The following is a 21,434-nucleotide window of genomic DNA, read 5'->3' as shown; positions in this document are numbered from 1 at the left end:
GGTAAGTATCGCCACCGGGGCAGGCTTGCTGTGGCGGACGGCCTCCTACAGGTCCGGCCCGCCGAAGGCCTTGGTGTGACAGGCCACCGCTCGCAGCACTGGGACGGGCGACCGCCGTCTGACTCTCAGCTTTGCGAACTCTCGCTGCGGGCGGCCGAGTGAAGCGCGCCGCGACCGGCGCACGGGCGGCGTGTGTACGTCGCGGATCACCAGCGGTGAGCACACCACCGCGGAGAACCTCGAATAAATCGGGACCGTTTCCCCCGTGGCAGTTCCGTTTGCGCCCCGCCGGTCGGACTCGCGGTGAAGTACCGCTCCTGGACTTACAAGCCGTAAGCCCTCGCCAAAACGCGAACGCAGGCCATAGCCGCCCTCCCATAGTCGTGATGTTCAACAGTCAAGTCACCAACATGGCCGACGAGTTGGCGCGCTTCACTTCGCTGCCACCGCTCCGCATTCCGCGACGAACTGCCGGATCTCCTGAATAACCTGCTGTGCGTGGGAATTGAGGTAGAAGTGCCCGCCGTCGAAAAGGCGAAAAGTGGCTTCCTTCGTCGTGTGCTCGGCCCAAGAGCGGGCCTCCTCCTCAGTCACCTTCGGGTCTTCGTTCCCGAACATGACCACCACGGGGCAGCCCACCCGTCCCGGCTCCGGGCGGTAGGTCTCCGCGGCGCGGTAGTCGTTGCGCACCGCGGGGAGAATCATCCGCAGGATCTCTTCGTCCTCCAGGACGGCCGGACCCGTGCCGCTGAGGTTGCGCAGTTCCGCGAGGAACTCTTCCTCGTCGGCCAGGTGCACACGCTCATCCCGCCACCGCGAGGGTGCGCGGCGTCCGGAAGCGAAGAGACCGAGCAACGTCGTTCCCCTGGCTTCCAGTCGCAGCGCCACCTCATAGGCCAACGACGCGCCCATGCTGTGCCCGAAGAACGTCAACGGTCGGTCGGCCCAGGGCTCCAGCTCCACCACGATGAGGTTCGCCAGTTCCTCGATGCTGCTCACGAGGGGTTCCGTACGGCGATCCTGGCGTCCCGGATACTGCACCGCCACCACGTCGATCTCGGGCGACAGCGCACGTGAGACGGGGTGGTAGAACGACGCTGAGCCACCGGCGTGCGGAAAGCAGACCAGGCGCGTCGGGGCGTCCGGGGCGGGGTGGTAACGCCTGATCCACTTATCGGAGTTCGTCGCCATACTCGGGGTGTCCCTTCGGTTTTGGTTCACGTGTTGGTTGCGGAGGCTCTTCCGCCGACCAGGCAATCCGTACGGCCGAACTCCGCGCCCCGCGCGGCCCCGACTCCCACCGGATCCCCGTATGCCCACGCCGGACGCGGCGGTACCTGCCCACGAGGCCGCAGGTACCGCGAGCCCTGCGGCCCTCACCTGCCCTGCCCCCACAGAAGATTCAGGAGAAGGTCGGCCGTACCTACCTATTGGACGGCGCAACACCCCTGTCCTGCCAGCCCATACGCCCCCTACTTTGCGTCACGCCCCCCCTTAAACTTCGAGTCCGCGACGCTCGGTGCGTCCCTGGGCAGGCGCAATGCCCACGCTGCCGAAGGAGACCGCGGTGTCGAGACCTGGTCGCATTCCGGGCAAAGGGCTCGAATGAGGTGTCCGTAGCCGCCACGCACAGGTTGGGACAGGTGAAGAGGGGTGATGACGTGGTATTTCAGTCAGCACCGAACCAGCACGGGAGACAGCACCGCTCCCTCAAATCAGGCCGAACTACGCGTCCCGGACGGCACTCGTTTCGACCACCTTCGAGTCCCTGAGCCGCCTCTCCATGCGTCGGCATGGTGGCCACGCGCATAACCAACTCCCGAACTATGTTGCCCCACCACATGTGCCGCTGACCTGCGGATTCCTACGGTATGGCGACACGAACACGTCCCCGCCAACCGCTTGGAAGTGGTGCCGATGACCTCCCCCGCGACCGCTCCCCCACCCCCCGCCAGCCTCAAGCGCATCGTCGCCGCCAGCCTCATCGGCACCACCATCGAGTGGTACGACTTCTTCCTCTACGGTTCCGCGGCCGCCCTCGTCTTCAACAAGCTGTTCTTCCCGGACTCGGACCCGCTGGTCGGCACGCTTCTGTCGTTTCTGACGTATGCCGTCGGGTTCGCCGCCCGTCCACTGGGTGCGCTGGTCTTCGGGCACTACGGCGACCGGCTGGGCCGGAAGAAACTGCTGGTGCTGAGCCTGCTGTTGATGGGCGGGGCGACCTTCGCCATCGGGCTGCTGCCGACGCACGCCACGGTCGGCACCGCCGCTCCCGTGCTGCTGACCGTGCTGCGGCTGGTGCAGGGTTTCGCGCTGGGCGGCGAGTGGGGCGGAGCCGTGCTGTTGGTCTCCGAGCACGGGGACGCGCGGCGGCGCGGCTTCTGGGCCTCGTGGCCGCAGACCGGCGCGCCCGCGGGGCAACTCCTTGCCACCGGCGTGCTGTCCCTGCTGACCGCCGTTCTGTCGGACAGCGCGTTCGGCAGCTGGGGCTGGCGGATCCCGTTCCTGCTCTCCGGTGTACTGGTGATCGTCGGTTTGTGGATTCGTCTGTCTGTCGATGAATCACCGGTCTTCAAGCAGGCGTTGGCACAGGCCGAGGCACGCAAGGCGGCGCACGCGGAGGCCGAGAAGCTGCCGCTCGTCTCCGTGATGAAGCATCACTGGCGGGATGTGCTGGTGGCGATGGGCGCCCGCATGGCGGAGAACATCAGCTACTACGTCATCACCGCGTTCATCCTCGTCTACGCCACCACCTCGGCCGGCGTCTCCAAGCAGACCGCGCTCAACGCCGTGTTGATCGCCTCGGCCGTGCACTTCGCGGTGATCCCGGCCTGGGGCGCCCTGTCGGACCGTGTGGGCCGCCGTCCTGTCTACCTGCTGGGCGCGGTCGGCGTCGGCCTGTGGATGTTCCCGTTCTTCTCGCTCGTCGACACCGGCGGCTTCGGCAACCTGATCCTCGCGGTGACCGTCGGCCTGGTGATGCACGGGGCGATGTACGCGCCCCAGGCCGCCTTCTTCTCCGAGATGTTCGCGACCCGGATGCGCTACTCCGGGGCTTCCATCGGCGCCCAGTTCGCCTCGGTCGCGGCAGGCGCGCCCGCGCCCCTGATCGCCACCGCGCTGCTGGCCGACTACGACAGCTCCACCCCCATCGCGCTGTACGTCATCGCCGCCGCCGTCCTCACGGTCGTCGCCGTGGGCGCGGCCAAGGAGACCCGACACCGGGACCTGACCGATGTGGAGCCCTCCGCGGACGCGGAGCCCGCCACCACCAAGACGGCGGACGCACGCGCCGTCTGAGCTCCCCCCACCCCCACCAGGTCCGGCCGGCGAGTCCGAGCCCGCGGGGCGGATGCGAGCGACAGATCCGATCCGGCCCCCGTACGGTCGTGTGTACGGGGGTCAGCGCCGTCCCGCGCCCGACAACCGGTGGAGTCTCAGGGCGAGTTGGATCTCCAGAGCCCGGGCGGGGCTCTGCCAGTCGTCGCCGAGGAGTCGGGCTACCCGCTCCAACCGCTGAGCGACCGTGTTCACATGGACGTGCAGTTCGTCCTTGGTGCGGGCCGGGCTCATTCCGCACGCGAAGTAGGCGTCGAGGGTGCGCGACAGGTCGGTGCCGCGCCGTTCGTCGTATGCGACGACCCGGCCGATCGTACGGTCGACGAAGCCCTCGATGTCCCGGTCCCCGGCCAGCAGGAGACCAAGGAAGCCGAAGTCCTCGGCGGCGGCCCCGTCACCGGAGCGGCCCAGCAGTCGTAGGGCGTCGAGGCAGCGTCGGCCTTCCTGGTAGGCGGCGGCCACGGCGTCCAGGTGGGTGGCGAGGTCCTCGACGGGGGCGGAGGCTCCGACGGTGACCGACTCGTGCACGGCGGTGCCTAGGTGACGGGCCGTGCGGCGGGCCACCTCCGTCGCGGTGTCGCCAGGCTCCAGCGGCAGCAGCAGGACGGTGCCGCCGTCGCGGGCGGCGGCCAGACCCTGCCGGGTCGCGGCCAGGTGGGACGCGGCGGACCACAGACGCCGGCGGGCCGCAGCCTCCTGGTCGGCGTCGGCCGCCGTATCGTCCAGGCGCGCGGCGAGCACCACATGGGCGGCGTCGAGATCGGCGGACAACCGGGAAGCCCGCTCGCGCAGCAGCCGCGGGTCACGGTCCCGCGCGTCCAGCAGGTCGTCCAACAGTTCGCCGCGCACCCGCTGTTCTGCCTCGGCGGCGGAGCGTCGGGCGAGCAGCAGCAGTGACGTGACCATGGCCGCGCGCTCCAGGGTGCGCTGGTCCACGGGGTCCAGTCCGGGGTGGCCGCGCAGCACCAGCGCTCCGAGCAGTTCTCCGCCGGCGGCCACCGCGGCGATCCAGTCGTCCGCGTGCCGTACCGCGTGGCCCTCGGCGCGGGACACCTCCACAGCCCGGGCGGGTGCCGCGGCGGGCTCGGTGAACTCGACCGTGCCGTCCAGGACTTCGGAGACGGCAGCGGCCACGTCGTGGACTCCGCCGCCGCGCAGGACGAGTTCGGCGAGCCGGTCGTGGACCTCCGAGGCGCGCTCGATGACCCCGCTGCGGTCCCGGATGATCTCGTTGGCGCGCTCCAGGTCGCCGAGTGCGGAGCGGGTCTCGGTGAGGAGGTTCGCGGTGTCGATGGCGGCGGCGGCCAGCGCCGCGAAGGATCCGAGCAGCGCGATCTGCTCCCGCTCGAAGACCCGGGCCCGCCGGTCCGCCGCGAACAGAACCCCGATCACATGGGACCCGAGCGTCAGCGGGACCCCGAGGATGGCGACCAGGCCCTCGTCGCGCACGCCCGCGTCGATGACGAGGGTGTGCTGGAAGCGGTCGTCCTTGAAGTAGTCGTCGGTGACGTACGGCCGGGCCGTCTGGGCGACGAGGCCGCCGAGTCCCTCCCCCATCCCCAGGCGCAGCTGCTGGAAACGGGCCGCGACCGAGCCCTCGGTGACCCGCATGTAGGTGTCGCCACGCGCCGGGTCGTTGAGACTGAGGTACGCCACGTCCGTGCCGAGCAGCGAGCGGGCGCGCTGCACGATCGCCGGCAGGACCGCGTCCAGGTCGCGCAGCCCGGCCAGGTCGTGGGCGGTCTCGAAGAGCGCGGACAGCTCGGCCTCCCGTCGGCGCCGGCCCTCCAGCTCCGAGCGGACGCGCAGCGCGAGCGGCTTGACCGCCTCCAGCGCGGCGACCTCCTCGGCCGACCGCCCCTCGGCACGGGCGATCAGAACCGGCTGCTCGTAGGCGTCGGCGGACGCACCCCGGGCGAGGAGCTCCAGGAACGGCGCCTCGGCGCTGCCGGGCGCGTACGCCTCACCGCTGCCGGACACTGATGACTCGACGCCACCGGACACGGGCGACTCACCGCTGCCGGACCCTGGCGCGGCGCCCGCACCGTCGAGGCCCGGCGCCCCGGGGCCGTCGCCCGGCGCGCTCGGGCCCGGCCTGCCGGCGCCGGGCCCGCCGTCGGTCGGCCCATCGGCGGCGGACGCGCCGGAGCCCGGCGCACCGGTGGCACCGCCGGTACCGGCTCGTTCGACTGAGTGCAGGTGATCGCGGGACATGCTCACAGGATTCCCCATCGCTCGGCCGTCCGTTCCGCCCTGTGGAAAACTCCGCGGGCGAGTGGGGCGACCGCTCAGTGGGCGGTCCAGCCGCCGTCGAGAACGAGCGAGGTGCCGGTCACGAAAGAGGCGTGCGGGCCGCACAGGTACGCCACGGCCTCCGCGACCTCCTCCGGCTCGATCAGCCGTTTGACGGCGCTGTCCTGCAGCAACACCTCGGACAGCACGCGTTCCTCGGGGATGCCGTGGGCCCGGGCCTGGTCGGCGAGCTGGGTCTCGACCAGTGGGGTGCGCACATAGGCCGGGTTCACACAGTTGGAGGTGACCCCATGGGGTGCGCCTTCCAGGGCGGTCGTCTTGGACAGCCCCTCCAGACCGTGCTTGGCGATCACATAGGCCGACTTGTAGGCCGAGGCACGCAGACCGTGCACGGAGGACACGTTCACGATGCGGCCCCAGCCCTGCCCGTACATGTGGGGCAGGGCGCCGCGGATGAGCCGGAAGGGCGCCTCCAGCATCACGGTGAGCATGGTGTGGAAGACGTCGGGCGGGAACTCCTCGATGGGGCGCACCAGTTGCAGCCCGGCGTTGTTGACGAGGACGTCGGTGCCCGCAGCGACGAGCTCGGCGGCGTCCAGGTCGGTGAGGTCGAGCACATGCGGCTCGACGGTGCCGGCGAGGTCCCGGCCCTGGTCGGCGAGCGTCTCCAAACCGGCGCCGTCCCGGTCGACCGCTCTCACCTTGGCCCCGGCGGCGGCAAGCCGCAACGCGCAGGCGCGGCCGATGCCGCCGGCCGCACCGGTGACGAGGGCGGTGCGGCCGCCGAGGTCGAGCGTGGAGGAGTGGGGTCCCGGAAGGGCACTACGAGCGGTCATGCCCCCGACCCTAGGCAGCACCCGTCTCCCGCCCCATATGGTCACCACCCATACTTCAGTCGGAACTCGTAGGGGCGAACCATGTGGGGGTGTCCGACTGGGCCAGCTTGATCCTCTGCAGCGCGAACTCGCTCAGCTCGGGCAGGGCATCCACCGCGAACCAGCCCACTTCCAGCGATTCGTCGTCGTTGACCCGAGCCTCCCCCTCGACGGCACGGCAGCGGAAGGAGATGTCCATGAACTGGCACACATCGCCGTTGTCGTAGGTGACGGGCTTGAGCGCCTGCACGACGATCACCCGCTCCACCGCACAGAGAACGCCCGTCTCCTCCTCGACCTCCCGCACGGCACACGCCGCCGGCTGCTCGCCCGGCTCAGGGATACCGCCGATCAGCGACCATGTGCCGGTGTCGGAGCGGCGGTTGAGCAGCACGCGCCCCAAGTCGTCGAAGACCACGGCGCTGACGCCGGGCAGCCAGAGCAAGTCGTTGCCGATGGAGGTCCGCAGCGTAGTGATGAAGTCAGGAGTAGCCATGGCCCCGACCCTAACGGGCCGGTCACATGACTCCGCTGATCTTCGCTGAGCGTGCGCCGGGCGTACGGCTACACGGCCCCGGCGCGTCGACGGCGCACACCGGCCCCGATCGCCCAGCCGAGTCCGCCCGCGGCGACCAGCACCAGGGCGATCTCCGGCAGGATGCCCAGCTGTGTGGCGGGCGTCTGCGAGGAGCGCAGGGGAACCTTCTGGACCAAGTAGTCGGGCACGAACATGCCGGTCTTCTGCGTGATCCTGCCGTCGGGCATGATGATCGCGCTGACACCGCTGGTCACCGGGACGGTGACGGTCCGGCTGTGCTCGACGGCGCGCACCCGCGACATGGCGAGCTGCTGGTAGGTCATCTCGCTGCGGTCGAAGGTGGCGTTGTTGCTGGGGACGGAGATCATCTGTGCGCCGTCGGTGACCTCGGAACGCACGGCCCAGTCGAAGGCCGCCTCGTAGCAGGTGACCAGGCCGACCTTGGCACCGTCCATGTCGAACACGCCCGGCTCGGTGCCCCGGCTGAAGTCCTGGCCGACCATGGAGGTCCAGTTCTTGTTGATCGCCCCGATGAGCGAGCGCAGCGGCAGGTACTCGCCGAAGGGCTGGATCTGCCGCTTGTCGTACGTGTCGCCGGGCCCCTTCACCGGGTCCCACAGGATCTGCTCGTTGAAGAGCTTGCCGTCGCGTTCGACGACGCCGCCGACCGAGATCGGCACGCCGATCGCCCTGGCCGCCTCCTCGATGACGGCGGCCGCGTCGGCATTGGCGAAGGGATCGATGTCGGAGGAGTTCTCGGGCCACAGGACGAAGTCGGGCCTGGCCACCTTGCCGGCCTTGACGTCGGCGGCCAGCCGTTCCGTCTCGCGCACATGGTGGTCGAGCACGGCCCGCCGCTGGGCGTTGAACTCCAGTCCTGCGCGGGGCACGTTGCCCTGGATGACCGCGACGGTCGCGCTGCCGTCCTCGGCCTTGTCGCTGACCAAGGACCGGGCGGCCACCGCACCCAGCACCGGCACCGCCACGCTCAGCAGAGCGACGGCCGCCGCCGACCGGCGTACGACGCGCGTACGCCGTGCCGCCACGGCCAGCCGCACAATCTCGCAGAGGCCGAAGCCGCACAGGACGACGGCGAAGCCGAGGACCGGGGTGCCGCCCACCGCGGCGAGCGGCAGGAACACGCCGTCCGCCTGACCGAACGCGATCTTGCCCCAGGGGAAGCCGTGGAAGGGCACACGCGCGCGTGCCGCCTCTCCGGCGATCCATACCGCTGCCGCCCAGACGGGCCAGCCGGGCAGCTTCGACACCGCGGCGACGCCCGCGCCGACCAGCGCCACGAAGACCGCCTCGATGACCACCAGCGCGAGCCAGGGGCCGGGGCCGACCTCCACACCGGTCCACACCAGGAGCGGCAGCAGGAAACCGAGACCGAAGAGGTAGCCGAGACCGAGGCCCGCCTTCCAGCCGCGCCCGCGCAGCACCCACCCGAGGACGGCGAAGGCCGGCACGGCCAGCCACCACAGAGTGCGCGGCGGGAAACTGACGTAGAGCAGCACCCCGGAGAGCGCGGCGGCGACGGCCGGAACGAGTCGCAGGAGCCACGCCCGGCGCGATGCGGGCGCGGTCGGCGGCCTTACCTGGTCCGACTCGTCCACGGAGGTTGCGGTGACGGTCACTGTGGGAGTGTACGGCGGCCGACCTCGGCGCCGACAACGCGGCCCGTCCCGTCCCAGGGGTCACCGGCGGGCACTTCGGCCAATCGTTCCTGCGGAACTCGGTCCCACTTGTCCACAAACCGCCCATCAGCGGTTACGGTGTGCCCCAGTCCTTGTTCGTACGGGCCGGTAATGCCCGACAGAGACGGGGACGACGCAGGTCGGGGGCGACCGGGTTCGGGGGGCGGGGTGGGTTCCACGGGGATGACGTCTGCGGCCGGTGCGGGGTCGGCGGCGGACGACGACAGACGAAACGGCTCCGACGCGGCGGGCGTCGTGATCCTGGGGGCCTGCGCGGCTTGGGCCCTGATCACGGCTGCCGTCCACGATGGTCGACCGGAGGGTGTGCTGCTCGCGATCCTGGCGGTGGCCGCCGGATACGCCGCGGGCCGGATCTGCGGGGCTCTGCTGCCGGTCGCCGCGCCGGGTGCCTGGGCCCTGGCCGGTCTCGGCCTGACGGTGGGGCTGCCGCGCCTCTCCCCCGGGCCCGAGATCATCACACCGCTCGGGGACGCCGGTGGTGTCGCCGCGCTGCTGGCCCTGTCCACCGGTGCCGCGTGCTGTGCCGCCTGGGCCACCGACGCCCTCGTCCTGCGGATGGCCCTGCGGGCGCTGGCGGCCGGGATCGCGGTGATCGCGGCGGTGCTGGGCTCGGGCGGCGGGTTCGCCGCGTGCGTCGCGGTGCTGCTGTGCTCGCTCGCCGCGGGCCGGATGCGTCACCGCGGTCCCGCTATCGCCGGCTTGGCCCTGTCCGCGATCCTGGCGGCGGGCCTGACCTGGGCGGTCGCCGGTGACGCGGTGCCGGGCGAGCTCGGCGTCCCGCTGGAGGGACGGCTGACCCCGCACCGGGTCGGGCTGTGGCACGACGCCCTGCAGATGGCACGCGGGGAGGTGGCCGTCGGCGTGGGCCCGGGGCGTTTCGGCGAGCTCAGCGGGACGGCGACCCGGACGTTGCTCTCCGACGGCAAGCCGCACTCGGCGCCGTTGCAGCAGGCGGCCGAGCAGGGAGTCGTGGGCGTGATGCTGCTGGTCGCGGCCTTCTGCTGGATGCTCTACGCGCTGTGGCGCACCCGGCGTCCCACACCGGTCGCCCTGACCGCGGGGGCCGCGCTGACGGCGGTCGCGGCGATCGCCTGCCTGGGCAACGCGCTGAGCTTCACCACGGTGACCGTCGCGGCGGGACTGTTGGCGGGACTGGCCACGGCCCGTCCGCTGGCCGACGAGCCGGCCCGGCACCGGACGGACGCAAGCCCTCGCGGCGACCGCCTGGCGCCGTGACCCCGGGTGCGGCCCGGGACCGCGCAACCCATACGGCTCGGTCCTTCGGACTCCGGACAGTCAGTGGGCCCGACGCGGCTCGGAACACAACGCGGAACGCGCTTCGGTGCTCCCTGCGCTCAGCGCGCGGCTCCAGACCGCAGCCGGTCCTTGATGACCCGTACGGCCGACTCGGCGTCGTCCACGGTGATGGTGAACGTGTGGCCGTCCCACAGTTGCAGCACCACACCCTCGCCCCGGCGTACGACGACCGCGGTGCCCTTCTCGGGACGCCAGCGGTAACCCCAGCCGCCCCAGTGGCGAGGGGTGACGTGCGGGTCGAACTCGGCGCCGGCGACATGGGCCAGCGGGATCCGGCGGCGCGGCACACCGATGTGGCCGCAGCGCACTTCCAGGGATTCCTTGTCGACCTTCAGGGCGACGTTCACGAAGGCGAGAGTGCCGAAGAGAACCAGCAGTCCGGCCGCGATGCAGCCGACGACGGACATCACGAGCGGGGCGATGCCGGACGTCCACTGGGAGTCGACGGCCAGTTGGATACCGAGCGCCAGGCAGGCGGCGCCGCCGAGCGCGAGCAGCCACTGGATCCGGTTGGATGCGTGCCCGGTCCAGACGTCGGGGTGCGGGGTGTTCTCGCCGTGGGGGTGGTCCCTCATGGCTATGAGACTACTCAGGTTTCGCTGCGCCGCCAGCTCGTCGCGGAGAGTCACTGGCCCGGGCGGGGGTCACTGCGCGGGGCTGACCGCCTTGAGGAGCCGGCCTTCCGCGTAGGCCAGAGCCGACTCGGGCAGGACCCCCTCGCGGCCGCTGAGCAGCACCGTCAGCGTGCCGTCGGCCGTAGCCCGCGGGGCCGGCTGCTCACCCAGCCGGCGCAGGGCCTGGGCGGCGACCGCCCCGGCCGAGCCGTGGAGGACGAGCGGGGGGAAGCCGGGGCGCTGCACGGCCGCGCGGATGCGCTCGGTCACCAGCTCGTAGTGGGTGCAACCGAGGACGACCGTCGTCACGTCGTTGGGGGTCAGCGCCGCGGCCGCGGCCACGGCGGCCTCGACGGCTGCCTCGTCCGCGTGCTCCACCGCTTCCGCCAGGCCGTAGCAGGGCACTTCGGTGACCGGCACGCCGTCGGCGAAGTCCTCGATGAGTCCGCGCTGGTAGGGGCTGCCCGTGGTGGCGGGCGTCGCCCAGATCGCGAAAGGGCCGCCGCCGGCCGCGGCCGGCTTGATCGCGGGGACCGTGCCGATGACCGGTATGTCGGGTTCCAGACGGGCGCGCAGGGTCGGGAGGGCGTGGACGGTGGCGGTGTTGCAGCCGATGATCAGGGCGTCGGGACGCCGCGCGGCGGCGGCCTCGGCGACGGCCACGGCGCGCCGGGTGAGATCCTCCGTGGTCCGCGGGCCCCAGGGCATTCCGTCGGGATCGAGGGAGAGCACCAGATCGGCGTCGGGTCGTAGACGCCGTACGGCGGCAGTGGCCGCCAGCAGACCGATTCCGGAGTCCATGAGCGCGATCTTCACCCCGCCACGATAGACGATGGCCCCCTTGCGGGGCGGGCCGGTGGGGCAGACTGCGCGCGTGAGCGCCATCGTGTGGATCGCCGCCGGATCACTCGCCGCCTGGCTGTGGCTGTTGCTCGGTCAGGGCTTCTTCTGGCGTACGGACGTCAGGCTGCCGCCTGGGCGAGAACCGGAGGCCTGGCCGGCCGTCTGCGTCGTCGTTCCCGCCCGCGACGAGGCCGCGGTGCTGCCGGCGAGCCTGCCGTCGCTGCTGGCGCAGGACTATCCGGGGCCGGCCGAGGTCTTCCTCGTCGACGACGGCAGCACGGACGGCACCGGGGAACTGGCCCGTGAGCTGGCACGCCGACACGGCGGGCTCCGGCTGACCGTGACCTCCCCGGGCGACCCGCCGGCGGGCTGGACCGGCAAGCTGTGGGCGGTGCGCCACGGTATCGGCCTGGCACGAGCGCGTGACCCCGAGTACCTCCTCCTGACGGACGCCGACATCGCCCACGCGCCGGACAGCCTGCGTCAGCTGGTCGCGGCGGCCGGCCCGGGCGGCTTCGACGCCGTCTCCCAGATGGCGCGGCTACGGGTCGAGAGCCTGTGGGAACGGCTGGTGGTACCGGCCTTCGTCTACTTCTTCGCGCAGCTCTACCCCTTCCGCCGGATCGGCCGGAAGCGGGGGCGGACGGCGGCCGCGGCGGGCGGCTGCGTGCTGCTGCGCACCGACGCCGCCGAGCGGGCGCGGATCCCGGACGCCATCCGGCACGCCGTCATCGACGACGTGGCGCTCGCGCGGGCTGTCAAGGGCGGCGGCGGGCACATCTGGCTGGGGCTGGCCGAGCGGGTGGAAAGCGTCCGCCCGTATCCGCGGTTGCACGACCTGTGGCGGATGGTGTCGCGCAGCGCGTACGCGCAGTTGCGGCACAACCCGCTGCTGCTCGCCGGTACGGTGGCCGGACTCGCGCTGGTGTATCTGGTGCCGCCCGTTGCCCTGGTCGTGGGCGTCGCCACGGGGTGGACGGCGGCCGTGATCCTCGGCGGCCTCGCCTGGTCGGTGATGACCGGGACGTACGTCCCGATGCTCCGTCACTACCGGCAGCCGCTGTGGCTCGCTCCCCTGCTGCCCTTCACCGCGTTCCTCTATCTGCTCATGACGGTCGACTCCGCGGTGCAGCACTACCGGGGGCGCGGCGCGGCCTGGAAGGGCCGCACCTACACGCGTCCCGACACCGTCGTCGGCGAGGAGAGCTGAGCGCTCACTTGCGTCCAGGGGTCCAGTTCATGCCCCACCCGTAGGCACGGTCGACGGTCCGCTGCGGGCTCACACCGCGCTCGGGCACCAGATAGCGGGCCTCGCGCCGCACCACCAGGTCGCTGCCGGTGTTGGTGATCAGGGCGAGCGCACACACCGTCGAGGGGACCGTGCACTCGTCGAGGGAGAAGTCGACGGGGGCGCCGTGCTGCGGCTGGAGCGTGACCGTGGCGTGCAGGTCGGCGAACGAGCGCGCCCCTTGGTAGATGGTCACGAAGACGAGCACGCGCCGGAAGGCCTGCGTGTGGTCGAGGTTCACGGTGAGGTTCTCGCCGCTTGTGACAGCGCCGGTGCGGTCGTCACCGTCGAGGTGGATGTACGGCGGCCTGTGCAGGTCCCCGAAGGCGTTGCCGAGAGCCTGGACCACTCCCTTGCTGCCATCGCTCAGTTCGTACAGGGCGCACAGGTCGAGGTCGAGGTCCGCGTGCGTGGCGATCGCACGGCCTAGCTTGCTGCCCCAGCCGGTGAACTGCTTGTGGACCTCCCAGTTGAGGTTCACACGCAGGGCACCCGAGGTGCCGCCCTGTTTGGTGAGCGAGACGGAGGGGGCCGCCTTGGTGAGCGTCACCTTCGTCAGGCGGACGGGTGCCGCGGGCGGTGCCGAGGGGGGTGGCGGAGGCGGTGCCGAGGTCACTGGAGGTGCGGTGACAGGGGGCACGACGGGTGCCGCGGGAGCCGGGGCGGCGTGCTGGGGCTCGTCCACGGTGATGCCGTAGTCCGTGGCGAGGCCGGCCAGACCGCTGCCGTAGCCCTGGCCCACCGCCCGGAACTTCCAGGCGCCCTGCCGACGGTAGAACTCACCGAGCACGAAAGCGGTTTCGACGGTGGCACCGGCGCTCTCGAATCGGGCGGCCACCGTGTCCCGCTCGGCGTCCCTGACCTCGATGTAGAGGTCGGGGACGGCAGCGAACGTACCGCCGTCGGCGGAGGCGGCCAGGACCACGGTCTCGATCGAGGGCTCCACACGCGCCAGGTCGACCAGCAGCGTGTCGGTCACCCTGCCGCCGGCCTCCCGCTTGCCCTCGTACCGGACCGCCTCGGAGGAGTGCACCGGCTGGTTGTAGAAGACGAAGTCACTGTCGGAACGGACCTTTCCGGCCACCAGCAGCAGCGCCGAGGCGTCGGCGTCGGGCACGCCCGGTCCGGAGCGCCAGCCCAGTTCGACGCGCAGCGCCGTCGTCGGCACCTGAGCGTTGGATCCTTTCGGCATCGACATGCCTGCCCCCATCACGTGTCAGCGCGCCAGGCCGTGCCCGGGCAGTCCCGTCGGGTTGTCTACAGGTTCAACCTATTCCCCGGAACGGCGAACTCCCATGAGCAGCACGGGAAGCCGGGGCCCCGACCCACCGGTAACCCTCCCGGAACTCTGCCTTTACCGAAAAGTCGCCGTGCGCGCCGCCCCTTTTTGCCAAGTTCGCTCGCATTGGGGGTCCCACGTCACCCCCGGCACGGAAAACAACCCTCTTATCGGTCTCCCCAACCAGCACATCGTGGGCTTAACTTATGTGCCATGACCTCCCCCCGCTCCACTTATGGCGGCGGCTACTACTCCGCCTCCTTCCCGGACACTCCGATCTACGACTCGCTCGTGGCCGAGCGGGGCACCCCGCAGATCGCCCCGATCCGGGTCCCCGCCGAGTACGCCACGCCGGGCAGTCATCTGCCCGCGTTGCCGTCGGCACTGCCCGCTCTTCCCGCAGGCCCTTCCCAGCCCTCCTACGGCTACCCGCAGGCGCAGCAGCCCGCACCGCTCCAGCAGGCGCCCGCCGCGTACATCCCGCAGCAGGCCGGCATGCCGCGCGGCTACCCGAACCAGCAGCCTCAGCAACCGCGCCCCGCGGGTCCCGGTGCGGGCATGGGAACGGGCTACGAGGCGATGCGCCCCGCCGCTCCGCGCCCGGCGCAGCCGAACTACCAGGACCCGTACAACCAGCAGCAGCAGTACCGAGGCGGCTACTGACGCGGCCGCGGGGTTGTCCGTGCCTCCTGGCACGATGGCCTCATGGGGAACGCGCGCTTGCAGTCGATTCACGTTCATCCGGTCAAGGCATTCCGGGGCCTGGCGCTCCCGGAGGCCGAGGTGGAGCCCTGGGGGCTGGCCGGAGACCGTCGCTGGGTGCTGATGGACGACGGGGGAAAGGTCGTCACACAACGCCAGCAACCACGCCTCGCGCCCGCCGTCGCCGAGCTCCTGCCCGGCGGCGGCGTCCGCCTGTCCGCGCCCGGCATGGAATCGTTGACGGTTCCCGTTCCGAGGCCGAGCGGCACGGTGCCCGTGGAGATCTTCCGGGACAAGGTCGAGGGGGTCCTGGCGGAGGGCAAGGCGGCGCACGCCTGGTGCAGCGCGTATCTCGGCATCGACGTGCGTCTGGTCCACATGGACGACCCGGCCGCGCGAAGGCCGGTCGACCCGCGGTACGCGCTGCCCGGCGAGACGGTGTCCTTCGCCGACGGCTTTCCGCTGCTGCTCACCTCCGCGGCCTCCCTCGACGCCCTCAACTCCCTGATCGCACAAGGTGATCACGCGCACGAGGGCCCGCTGCCCATGAACCGGTTCCGGCCGAACATGGTGGTGGCGGGCACCGCCGCCTGGGCCGAGGACGACTGGTCGCTCGTCTCCATCGGCGAGGTCACCTTCCGCGTCGCCAAGGCGTGCGGCCGGTGCGTCGTGACCACGACCGACCAGGCCACCGCCGACCGTGGCCGGGAACCCCTGCACACCCTCGGCCGGCACCGCCGTATCGACGGCAGGCTCGTCTTCGGGCAGAACCTGGTGCCCCGCTCCCGCGGCACGATCCGGGTCGGCGATCCGGTCACCGTCCTCGAATAGGCCCGGAACCCCGCCCGGCAGCCGCTCCGATGAAGGTCCCGGGAACCCGGCCCGGGGGCCCGGGCGTTGGGATGTCCGTGAGAAGTTCATGAGAGGTCCCGGCGCTGGTGATTTCGCTCTCTCTTTGACCGGGTCCGCGCGTGAACAGCTGCGTCGGGGGTTATCACGGAGCGGGAAGGGGGTGCGGGACGGTGCGAGCAATCACCGGGCTCTGGCGTTGGCGGCACAACCCGCTGCGCCGGGGAACCGATCTGGCCGAGGCCTGGCTGTGTCTGGCGGCTCTGCTGCTGGTCCTGGTCGCCGGCCCCGTGCTCGGCTGGCTGGTCGGCGGCGTCGCCCAGGACGCGTTGCAGCGCTCCGTCCGCGAGCAGCGCGAGTCCCGTCACGAGGTGACCGCGACCGTGGTCCGCGAACTGGACCGCTCCCCACTGGACACCGACCCCGAGACCAGCGCCGGGCGGGACCTGCGCAGCCGGGTGACCGCCGACTGGACCGGACCGGACGGGACGGCCCAGCACGGCACCGTGCTGGCCGCCCTGCGAAGCCCCCACCGCGGCGACCACTTCACCCTGTGGACGGACCGGCACGGCCGCATGGCGGCCCGCCCGCTGGACTCCGCCACCGCCACGACCCACGCCGTGCTCGCCGGGGTCGGTGCGGCCCTGCTGACCGCGGGCGTCGTCGAGGCCGGCAGGCGACTCGCGCTCTGGCGCATGGTCCGTCGCCGGTACGCCCGTTGGGACCGGGCCTGGGACCGGGCGGGCCCGGACTGGGGCAGGACCGGCACCGGCAGCTGACGGCCTTCCGGCTCTGGTCAACCCACCGTCTGCGCGCACGCTACGGTGGACCGGCCGAACGCATTCGGCATCAACCCGCGTACCACGAGGTGGGGGCACAGCAACGCCATGGCACAGGGCACGGTCCAGGTGACGCACACCGGCACATCGAGGTGGCGGCGCCGCACGGGTGAGTACGCGTCGCTCGCCGCCGCCCTGGAGGCCGCGGCCGACGGCGACGTCCTCACCGTCGCCCCCGGCACCTACCGGGAGAACCTCGTCGTCCAGCGTGCGGTGACCCTGCGCGGCCCGGACGGCTCCCCCGGGTCGGTGCGGATCGCGCCCGTGGACGGGGTGCCGCTGACCGTGCGGGCCTCGGCCGTGGTCCAGGACCTGCACATCGAGGGCCAGGACGCCGCCGCGCCCGCCCTGCTCGTCGAGGAGGGCACGCCGGAACTCACCGACGTACGCATCGTCACACGGTCCGCGGCCGGCATCGAGGTGCGCGGAGGCGCGCGGCCGACGGTGCGGCGCTGCACCGTCGACAACCCGGCCGGCATCGGCATCGCCGTACTCGACGGCGGCGGTGGGGTGTTCGAGGAGTGCGAGGTCGTCGCGGCGGGCCAGGCGGGTGTCGCCGTACGCGGCGGCGCGCACCCCCGCCTCGAGCGCTGCCGGGTGCACCACACCTCGGGGGTGGGCCTGTCGGCGACCGGTGAGAACTCCGCGCTGGAGGCGGTGGGCTGCGAGGTCTACGAGGTCCGCGGCAGCGGTGTCCAGGTCACCGGCCGGGCGACCGCCCACCTCACCGACTGCGATGTGCACCGCACCACCGCCGACGGCGTCACGCTCGACACGGACGCCGTGCTGACCCTGGCCGACTGCCGTATCCACGACATCCCTGAGAACGCGGTCGACCTGCGCTCGCGTTCGGTTCTGACGCTGACCCGGACGACGGTGCGTCAGTTCGGCCGCAACGGCCTGTCGGTGTGGGACCCGGGCACGCGCGTGGACGCCAACCAGTGCGAGATCTTCGACAGCACGGGGGACTATCCGGCCGTCTGGGTCAGTGACGGCGCGACCGCCGTACTGGACTCGTGCCGGGTGCACGACGTGCCGGACGCCCTGTTCGTCCTCGACCGCGGCTCCCGCGCGGACGTCGTGGACAGCGATCTCTCCCAGGTCCGCAACACCGCCGTGTCGGTGAGCGACGGCGCCACCGCCCAGCTCGACGACTGCCGGATCCGGGACGCGGCGACGGGTGCCTGGTTCCGTGACCACGGCAGCGGCGGCACTCTCAACAACTGCACCGTGGACGGCACGCAGACGGGTGTGATCGTCACCAAGGGCGCCGACCCGACGATCGAGCGCTGCACGGTCGACTCCCCCACGGAAGCGGGCTTCTATGTCTCGGCCGGCGGCCGGGGCAGCTTCCTGAACTGCCGGGTCACGGGCAGCGGCGGCTACGGCTTCCATGTGATCGACGGCTGCCGTACGACCCTGAGGAAGTGCCGCACGGAGCGGTGCGCGCGCGGCGGCTACGAGTTCGCGGACACCCCGGACGCGGCGTCCGGCGCGGGTCCCGTGGTGGAGGACTGCACCAGCGACGAGAGCGGCGGTCCGAGGACGCCCGCAGCGCGGGAGACGGCCGTGGAGACGGCGCCCCGGTCTCCCGGTCTGCTGGGTTCCATCCCCGGGCAGCGAAGCACCGAGCAGGAGCCGCTGGTCACCGCTGCGGAGCCGGAACAGCCGGCGCGTACCTCGAAGGCCGTGCTGGGTGAGCTGGACGCGCTGGTGGGCCTGGACAGCGTCAAGCGCGAGGTGCGGGCCCTCACCGACATGATCGAGGTGGGCCGGCGACGTCAGCAGGCCGGCCTGAAGGCCGCGTCGGTCAAGCGCCACCTGGTCTTCACGGGTTCACCGGGCACCGGAAAGACGACGGTGGCCCGCCTCTACGGCGAGATCCTCGCCTCTCTCGGGGTGCTGGAGAAGGGCCATCTGGTCGAGGTGTCCCGCGTCGACCTGGTCGGCGAGCACATCGGCTCCACCGCGATCCGTACGCAGGAGGCGTTCGACCGGGCGCGCGGCGGAGTGCTGTTCATCGACGAGGCGTACGCGCTGTCACCGGAGGACTCGGGCCGTGACTTCGGCAAGGAGGCCATCGACACGCTGGTGAAGCTGATGGAGGACCATCGGGACGCGGTCGTGGTGATCGTCGCGGGCTACACCGCCGAGATGGAACGGTTCCTGTCGGTCAACCCGGGTGTCGCCTCCCGCTTCTCACGGACCATCACCTTCAGCGACTACGACCCCGAGGAACTGCTGCGGATCGTGGAGCAGCAGGCCGAGGAGCACGAGTACCGGCTGGCGCCGGGTGCCACGGACGCACTGCTGAAGTACTTCACGACGCTCCCCAAGGGCCCCGCCTTCGGCAACGGCCGTACCGCCCGCCAGACCTTCGAGGCGATGGTCGAGCGGCACGCGAGCCGGGTCGCCCACGTCGACGACCCGAGCAAGGACGACCTGACACTGCTCTACGGCGAGGATCTGCCCGACTTGCCCTGAGGCTCTCCATCGCGTCGCGGCGTAGGCAGGTCCGGCGGCAGTCGCCCCAACAACCGTTCCCGTTCCTCGGCGAAGACGGGGTCGGCCTGGTAGTCGGAATGGCCGAGGATCGCCGCCGGCAGGGGGTGTCGCGGCGTACGGCCGTATACGAGCGGGTCCTTGAGGGCCTCGTGGTCCACCTCGGGGCCGCAGTCGCCGGTCAGCCGGACGGGGCCGCCGATGGGGTCGGTGGGCCGGTACAGGTTGCGCCAGCAGTCCACGTCGTGGTGCAGCGCGCTGAGCGCCGCGGGGCCGAAGTGTGCCGGGAACCAGCGGCCGTAGAGGCGCTCCAGCGGGGAGCCGTAGGTCAGCAGTGCGACCCGTCTGCGGACTGCCGGGGTGAGTTGCCAGGCCGCCGCGGCGGCGAGCACGCTGCCCTGTGAGTGACCGGAGATGACGAGTCGGCCGCCGGTGGCGCGGGTCCAGGTCGCCATCCGCCAGGTCAGGTCGGGTACCGCGCGCTCGGCGTAGCAGGGCGGGGCGAAGGGGTGGGCGGCACGCGGCCAGAAGGTGCCGACGTCCCAGAGGATGCCGATGGTGCGACGCGCGGAGGGATCCTTGTAGGCGCGCCGGCCCCAGGTGACGAAGAGGATGAAACCGAGTCCGATCAGCCAGGAGCCCAGTGCCTGAGCGGTCTCGGCGGCGCTCTCGACGACGGCGTAGGTGTGCTGGGCCGCCTCGCCGGGTGTCTGGTCGGTGGTCATCGCGCCGACCAGGGCCGCGGCACCGAGCAGCAGGGTCGTGGTGGAGGTGACCGCGACGAGCAGGGGTGCGCGGTCGGTGAGGCCGGCCATCGCGCGGATGCGGGCGATGCGGCGGGTGCGGGTGAGGTCCTGCGGCTCGTCGGGGTAGTCGCGCTCCACCTCGGCCATCTCGAGACGGCGCAGCAGCCAGGTACGCCGTCCCAGCCAGGCGAACAGCGCCAGTAGTACGAGGAGCAGCGGTGGGATCACCGACGCCTGCCACGTGAGCAGGACCGGCGGGCCCGGGATGTTGGTGCCGGTACCGTCCAGCCAGTCGGAGACCCGTTGGGAGACGCCGCCGGACATGACCCCGCCCAGCGCACAGGCCAGCATCGCGACGGCCGGGCCGCCCAGGCCGCGCATCGCGGCGCGCGAGTCGGGGTGCGCGCGGTGCAGTACGTGGGCGACCACACCGAGGGCGATCACCAGCAGGCCCTGGATCAGTGCGATGCCGCCGAAGGTCGTGTCGCCCGGCAGCCGGCCGGCCGACTCCCACCCGGGGCGCTCCCAGCCGGCGTACACGGCGGCGAGGACCAGCAGGGCGACGGCGGTGAGGGGCAGACGTCGTACGAGGTGTTCGTCGAGCTCCCGGTCGAGGCGGTGCTCGCTGCGGCCTCGTCGGCAGACCACCCACACCACGCCCGCGGCGGCCACGACCAGCGCCGCCTCCAGGAGCCGGCCCAGAACGTCGAGGAGTGCGGAGCCACCGGGCCGGTGGTCGAAGCGGGCGGCCGAGGTGCCCACCGCCGCGGCGACCGTCAGCAGGCCCGCGGCGGTGTGGGCGGCGCGCAACCGGGCGACCAGGCGGCGTCCGTACCAGAACCCGGGTCGGCTCAGCGCGGTGCGGCCGGTCTCCTCCTCGGGCTCAGGGGTGCGGGACATCGGCTGCTGGGACTCGTACGCGCTCCAGGTGCGGTGGGACAGGTACCACAGCAGGGCGGTGAGGGCGGTCGGGACCAGACCGGCGACCACGAGACGACGGCCGGGCCGGCTCCACCAGCCGCCGTCCGAGACCACGGGTGACAGGAAGCCCAGCCAGGAGTGCCGCTCGGCGCACGCGCGCGTGCCCGCACACTGCCAGGCCACCAGGTCCAGGGCGACCTCGCAGGCGGCGGCGACCAGCAGCACGGTCAGGGTGAGGCCGGCGAGCCGCACCAGCAGGCCGTACAGGCGCACGGTCCGTCTGCGGCCCCGGGCGGTGGGGCGCATCCAGTGCGCGAGGTTGACGACCATGAACGGCAACAGCAGCAGCCACAGGGCGCGGGTGCCGTTGCCGGAGGTGAGGTTGCACCAGACGTACGCCTCCGGCACCGGCCGCCCGCGGTAGTCGTCGGGCCGGGACTCGGCGTCGGCGTCCTCGGCGCGCCGGAAGACCGCCGCGATGTCGTCGCCGGAGATCCGCACCGTGCGCGGATCGTCCAGCATCTGTCCAGGTGTGGTGCCGCCCACTCCGTGGACCAGGAGTTCCAGGGCGGTTCCGGCTTCCTCGGGCCCAGGGACGCAGCCGTCCGCTCTCTGGGTCGGGACATGTTCCTGCGCAGGTTCCACTGTTCGCACTTCCCCCGTGACGCGCCGTCGGCATCTGTCCGTGCGAGCACAAGGATCGCCCCTGAGGAGCGCGACGCACACCCTCCGTCACGGATTCTCCCCGATACGTGTGACAGCCGGGGCCAGGATGTCGCCGCGATGACATACGGGAGTCCGGACGGTCAGT

General features: G+C 71.9%; 16 protein-coding genes. 7 read left to right on the top strand and 9 right to left on the bottom strand.

What is annotated here, in order from left to right; genetic code table 11:
• Positions 1-432: 432 nt before the first annotated feature.
• Entirely contained in the window at positions 433-1,191 is a 759-nt protein-coding gene (locus OHA64_RS43370; protein ID WP_405622697.1) for a thioesterase II family protein, read from the bottom strand.
• Positions 1,192-1,917: 726 nt separating this feature from the next.
• On the opposite strand from OHA64_RS43370, the gene OHA64_RS43365 reads away from it, so the two are divergent.
• The gene (locus OHA64_RS43365; RefSeq protein ID WP_405622696.1) at positions 1,918-3,300 is read left to right on the top strand and encodes an MFS transporter; all 1,383 of its coding nucleotides are present in this window, start codon (positions 1,918-1,920) and stop codon (positions 3,298-3,300) included.
• A 102-nt stretch (positions 3,301-3,402) separates the two neighbouring features.
• Here the strand turns inward: OHA64_RS43365 and OHA64_RS43360 are convergent, their stop codons facing one another.
• The 4 genes from OHA64_RS43360 to lnt all read right to left on the bottom strand — a co-directional run bounded on the left by OHA64_RS43360 (position 3,403) and on the right by lnt (position 8,642).
• Positions 3,403-5,553: a helix-turn-helix domain-containing protein gene (locus tag OHA64_RS43360; RefSeq protein ID WP_405622695.1), complete on the bottom strand. Its 2,151-nt coding sequence runs from the start codon at positions 5,551-5,553 to the stop codon at positions 3,403-3,405.
• Positions 5,554-5,627: 74 nt separating this feature from the next.
• On the bottom strand, positions 5,628-6,428 hold the full coding sequence (locus OHA64_RS43355; RefSeq protein WP_405622694.1) for a 3-hydroxybutyrate dehydrogenase: 801 nt from the start codon (positions 6,426-6,428) through the stop codon (positions 5,628-5,630).
• Positions 6,429-6,483: 55 nt separating this feature from the next.
• Entirely contained in the window at positions 6,484-6,963 is a 480-nt protein-coding gene (locus tag OHA64_RS43350) for an NUDIX hydrolase (protein WP_405622693.1), read from the bottom strand.
• 68 nt (positions 6,964-7,031) lie between these two features.
• Positions 7,032-8,642 carry an apolipoprotein N-acyltransferase gene (gene lnt / locus OHA64_RS43345; protein ID WP_405622692.1) on the bottom strand — a complete coding sequence of 537 codons (1,611 nt, stop codon included), beginning with the start codon at positions 8,640-8,642 and terminating at the stop codon, positions 7,032-7,034.
• 243 nt (positions 8,643-8,885) lie between these two features.
• On the opposite strand from lnt, the gene OHA64_RS43340 reads away from it, so the two are divergent.
• Entirely contained in the window at positions 8,886-9,959 is a 1,074-nt protein-coding gene (locus OHA64_RS43340; protein WP_405622691.1) for an O-antigen ligase family protein, read from the top strand.
• Between the two features lie 119 nt (positions 9,960-10,078).
• On the opposite strand, the gene OHA64_RS43335 is transcribed toward OHA64_RS43340, so the two are convergent.
• Both OHA64_RS43335 and OHA64_RS43330 read right to left on the bottom strand, forming a co-directional pair.
• Positions 10,079-10,615 (bottom strand): hypothetical protein, encoded by a 537-nt coding sequence (locus tag OHA64_RS43335; protein ID WP_405622690.1) that lies wholly within the window; start codon positions 10,613-10,615, stop codon positions 10,079-10,081.
• 69 nt (positions 10,616-10,684) lie between these two features.
• Positions 10,685-11,470 (bottom strand): glutamate racemase, encoded by a 786-nt coding sequence (locus OHA64_RS43330; RefSeq protein ID WP_405622689.1) that lies wholly within the window; start codon positions 11,468-11,470, stop codon positions 10,685-10,687.
• Positions 11,471-11,486: 16 nt separating this feature from the next.
• Between OHA64_RS43330 and OHA64_RS43325 the strand changes: the two genes are divergently transcribed.
• Positions 11,487-12,707 carry a glycosyltransferase gene (locus tag OHA64_RS43325; protein WP_405622688.1) on the top strand — a complete coding sequence of 407 codons (1,221 nt, stop codon included), beginning with the start codon at positions 11,487-11,489 and terminating at the stop codon, positions 12,705-12,707.
• Between the two features lie 4 nt (positions 12,708-12,711).
• Here the strand turns inward: OHA64_RS43325 and OHA64_RS43320 are convergent, their stop codons facing one another.
• Positions 12,712-13,983 (bottom strand): TerD family protein, encoded by a 1,272-nt coding sequence (locus tag OHA64_RS43320; protein WP_405622687.1) that lies wholly within the window; start codon positions 13,981-13,983, stop codon positions 12,712-12,714.
• A gap of 294 nt (positions 13,984-14,277) precedes the next feature.
• On the opposite strand from OHA64_RS43320, the gene OHA64_RS43315 reads away from it, so the two are divergent.
• From OHA64_RS43315 to OHA64_RS43300, 4 genes are all read left to right on the top strand, one after another.
• A complete protein-coding gene (locus OHA64_RS43315; protein ID WP_405622686.1) occupies positions 14,278-14,727 on the top strand; it encodes a DUF6643 family protein in 450 nt (149 codons plus the stop codon).
• Between the two features lie 42 nt (positions 14,728-14,769).
• Positions 14,770-15,597, top strand: coding sequence for an MOSC domain-containing protein (locus tag OHA64_RS43310; protein ID WP_405622685.1), 828 nt, complete (start codon positions 14,770-14,772; stop codon positions 15,595-15,597).
• A 191-nt stretch (positions 15,598-15,788) separates the two neighbouring features.
• Positions 15,789-16,394 carry a hypothetical protein gene (locus OHA64_RS43305; protein WP_405622684.1) on the top strand — a complete coding sequence of 202 codons (606 nt, stop codon included), beginning with the start codon at positions 15,789-15,791 and terminating at the stop codon, positions 16,392-16,394.
• Positions 16,395-16,502: 108 nt separating this feature from the next.
• Complete coding sequence (locus OHA64_RS43300; protein ID WP_405622683.1) at positions 16,503-18,938, top strand: right-handed parallel beta-helix repeat-containing protein; 2,436 nt, start codon at positions 16,503-16,505, stop codon at positions 18,936-18,938.
• On the opposite strand, the gene OHA64_RS43295 is transcribed toward OHA64_RS43300, so the two are convergent.
• Entirely contained in the window at positions 18,908-21,268 is a 2,361-nt protein-coding gene (locus OHA64_RS43295) for a hypothetical protein (protein WP_405622682.1), read from the bottom strand. The genes OHA64_RS43300 and OHA64_RS43295 overlap by 31 nt on opposite strands.
• Positions 21,269-21,434: the final 166 nt, after the last annotated feature.

This window comes from Streptomyces sp. NBC_00076, from assembly GCF_045041235.1.
GTDB lineage: Bacteria > Actinomycetota > Actinomycetes > Streptomycetales > Streptomycetaceae > Streptomyces.
This window is presented reverse-complemented; position numbering and strand designations above follow the sequence as displayed.

Bases quoted from the DNA above. Each gene is read 5' to 3' on its own strand.
- OHA64_RS43340 (WP_405622691.1), top strand. From the start codon at position 8,886: ATGACGTCTGCGGCCGGTGCGGGGTCGGCGGCGGACGACGACAGACGA.
- OHA64_RS43360 (WP_405622695.1), bottom strand. From the start codon at position 5,553: ATGTCCCGCGATCACCTGCACTCAGTCGAACGAGCCGGTACCGGCGGT.
- OHA64_RS43315 (WP_405622686.1), top strand. From the start codon at position 14,278: ATGACCTCCCCCCGCTCCACTTATGGCGGCGGCTACTACTCCGCCTCC.
- OHA64_RS43335 (WP_405622690.1), bottom strand. From the start codon at position 10,615: ATGAGGGACCACCCCCACGGCGAGAACACCCCGCACCCCGACGTCTGG.
- OHA64_RS43355 (WP_405622694.1), bottom strand. From the start codon at position 6,428: ATGACCGCTCGTAGTGCCCTTCCGGGACCCCACTCCTCCACGCTCGAC.
- OHA64_RS43300 (WP_405622683.1), top strand. From the start codon at position 16,503: ATGGCACAGGGCACGGTCCAGGTGACGCACACCGGCACATCGAGGTGG.
- OHA64_RS43320 (WP_405622687.1), bottom strand. From the start codon at position 13,983: ATGTCGATGCCGAAAGGATCCAACGCTCAGGTGCCGACGACGGCGCTG.
- OHA64_RS43370 (WP_405622697.1), bottom strand. From the start codon at position 1,191: ATGGCGACGAACTCCGATAAGTGGATCAGGCGTTACCACCCCGCCCCG.
- OHA64_RS43350 (WP_405622693.1), bottom strand. From the start codon at position 6,963: ATGGCTACTCCTGACTTCATCACTACGCTGCGGACCTCCATCGGCAAC.
- OHA64_RS43365 (WP_405622696.1), top strand. From the start codon at position 1,918: ATGACCTCCCCCGCGACCGCTCCCCCACCCCCCGCCAGCCTCAAGCGC.
- OHA64_RS43325 (WP_405622688.1), top strand. From the start codon at position 11,487: ATGGCCCCCTTGCGGGGCGGGCCGGTGGGGCAGACTGCGCGCGTGAGC.
- OHA64_RS43310 (WP_405622685.1), top strand. From the start codon at position 14,770: ATGGGGAACGCGCGCTTGCAGTCGATTCACGTTCATCCGGTCAAGGCA.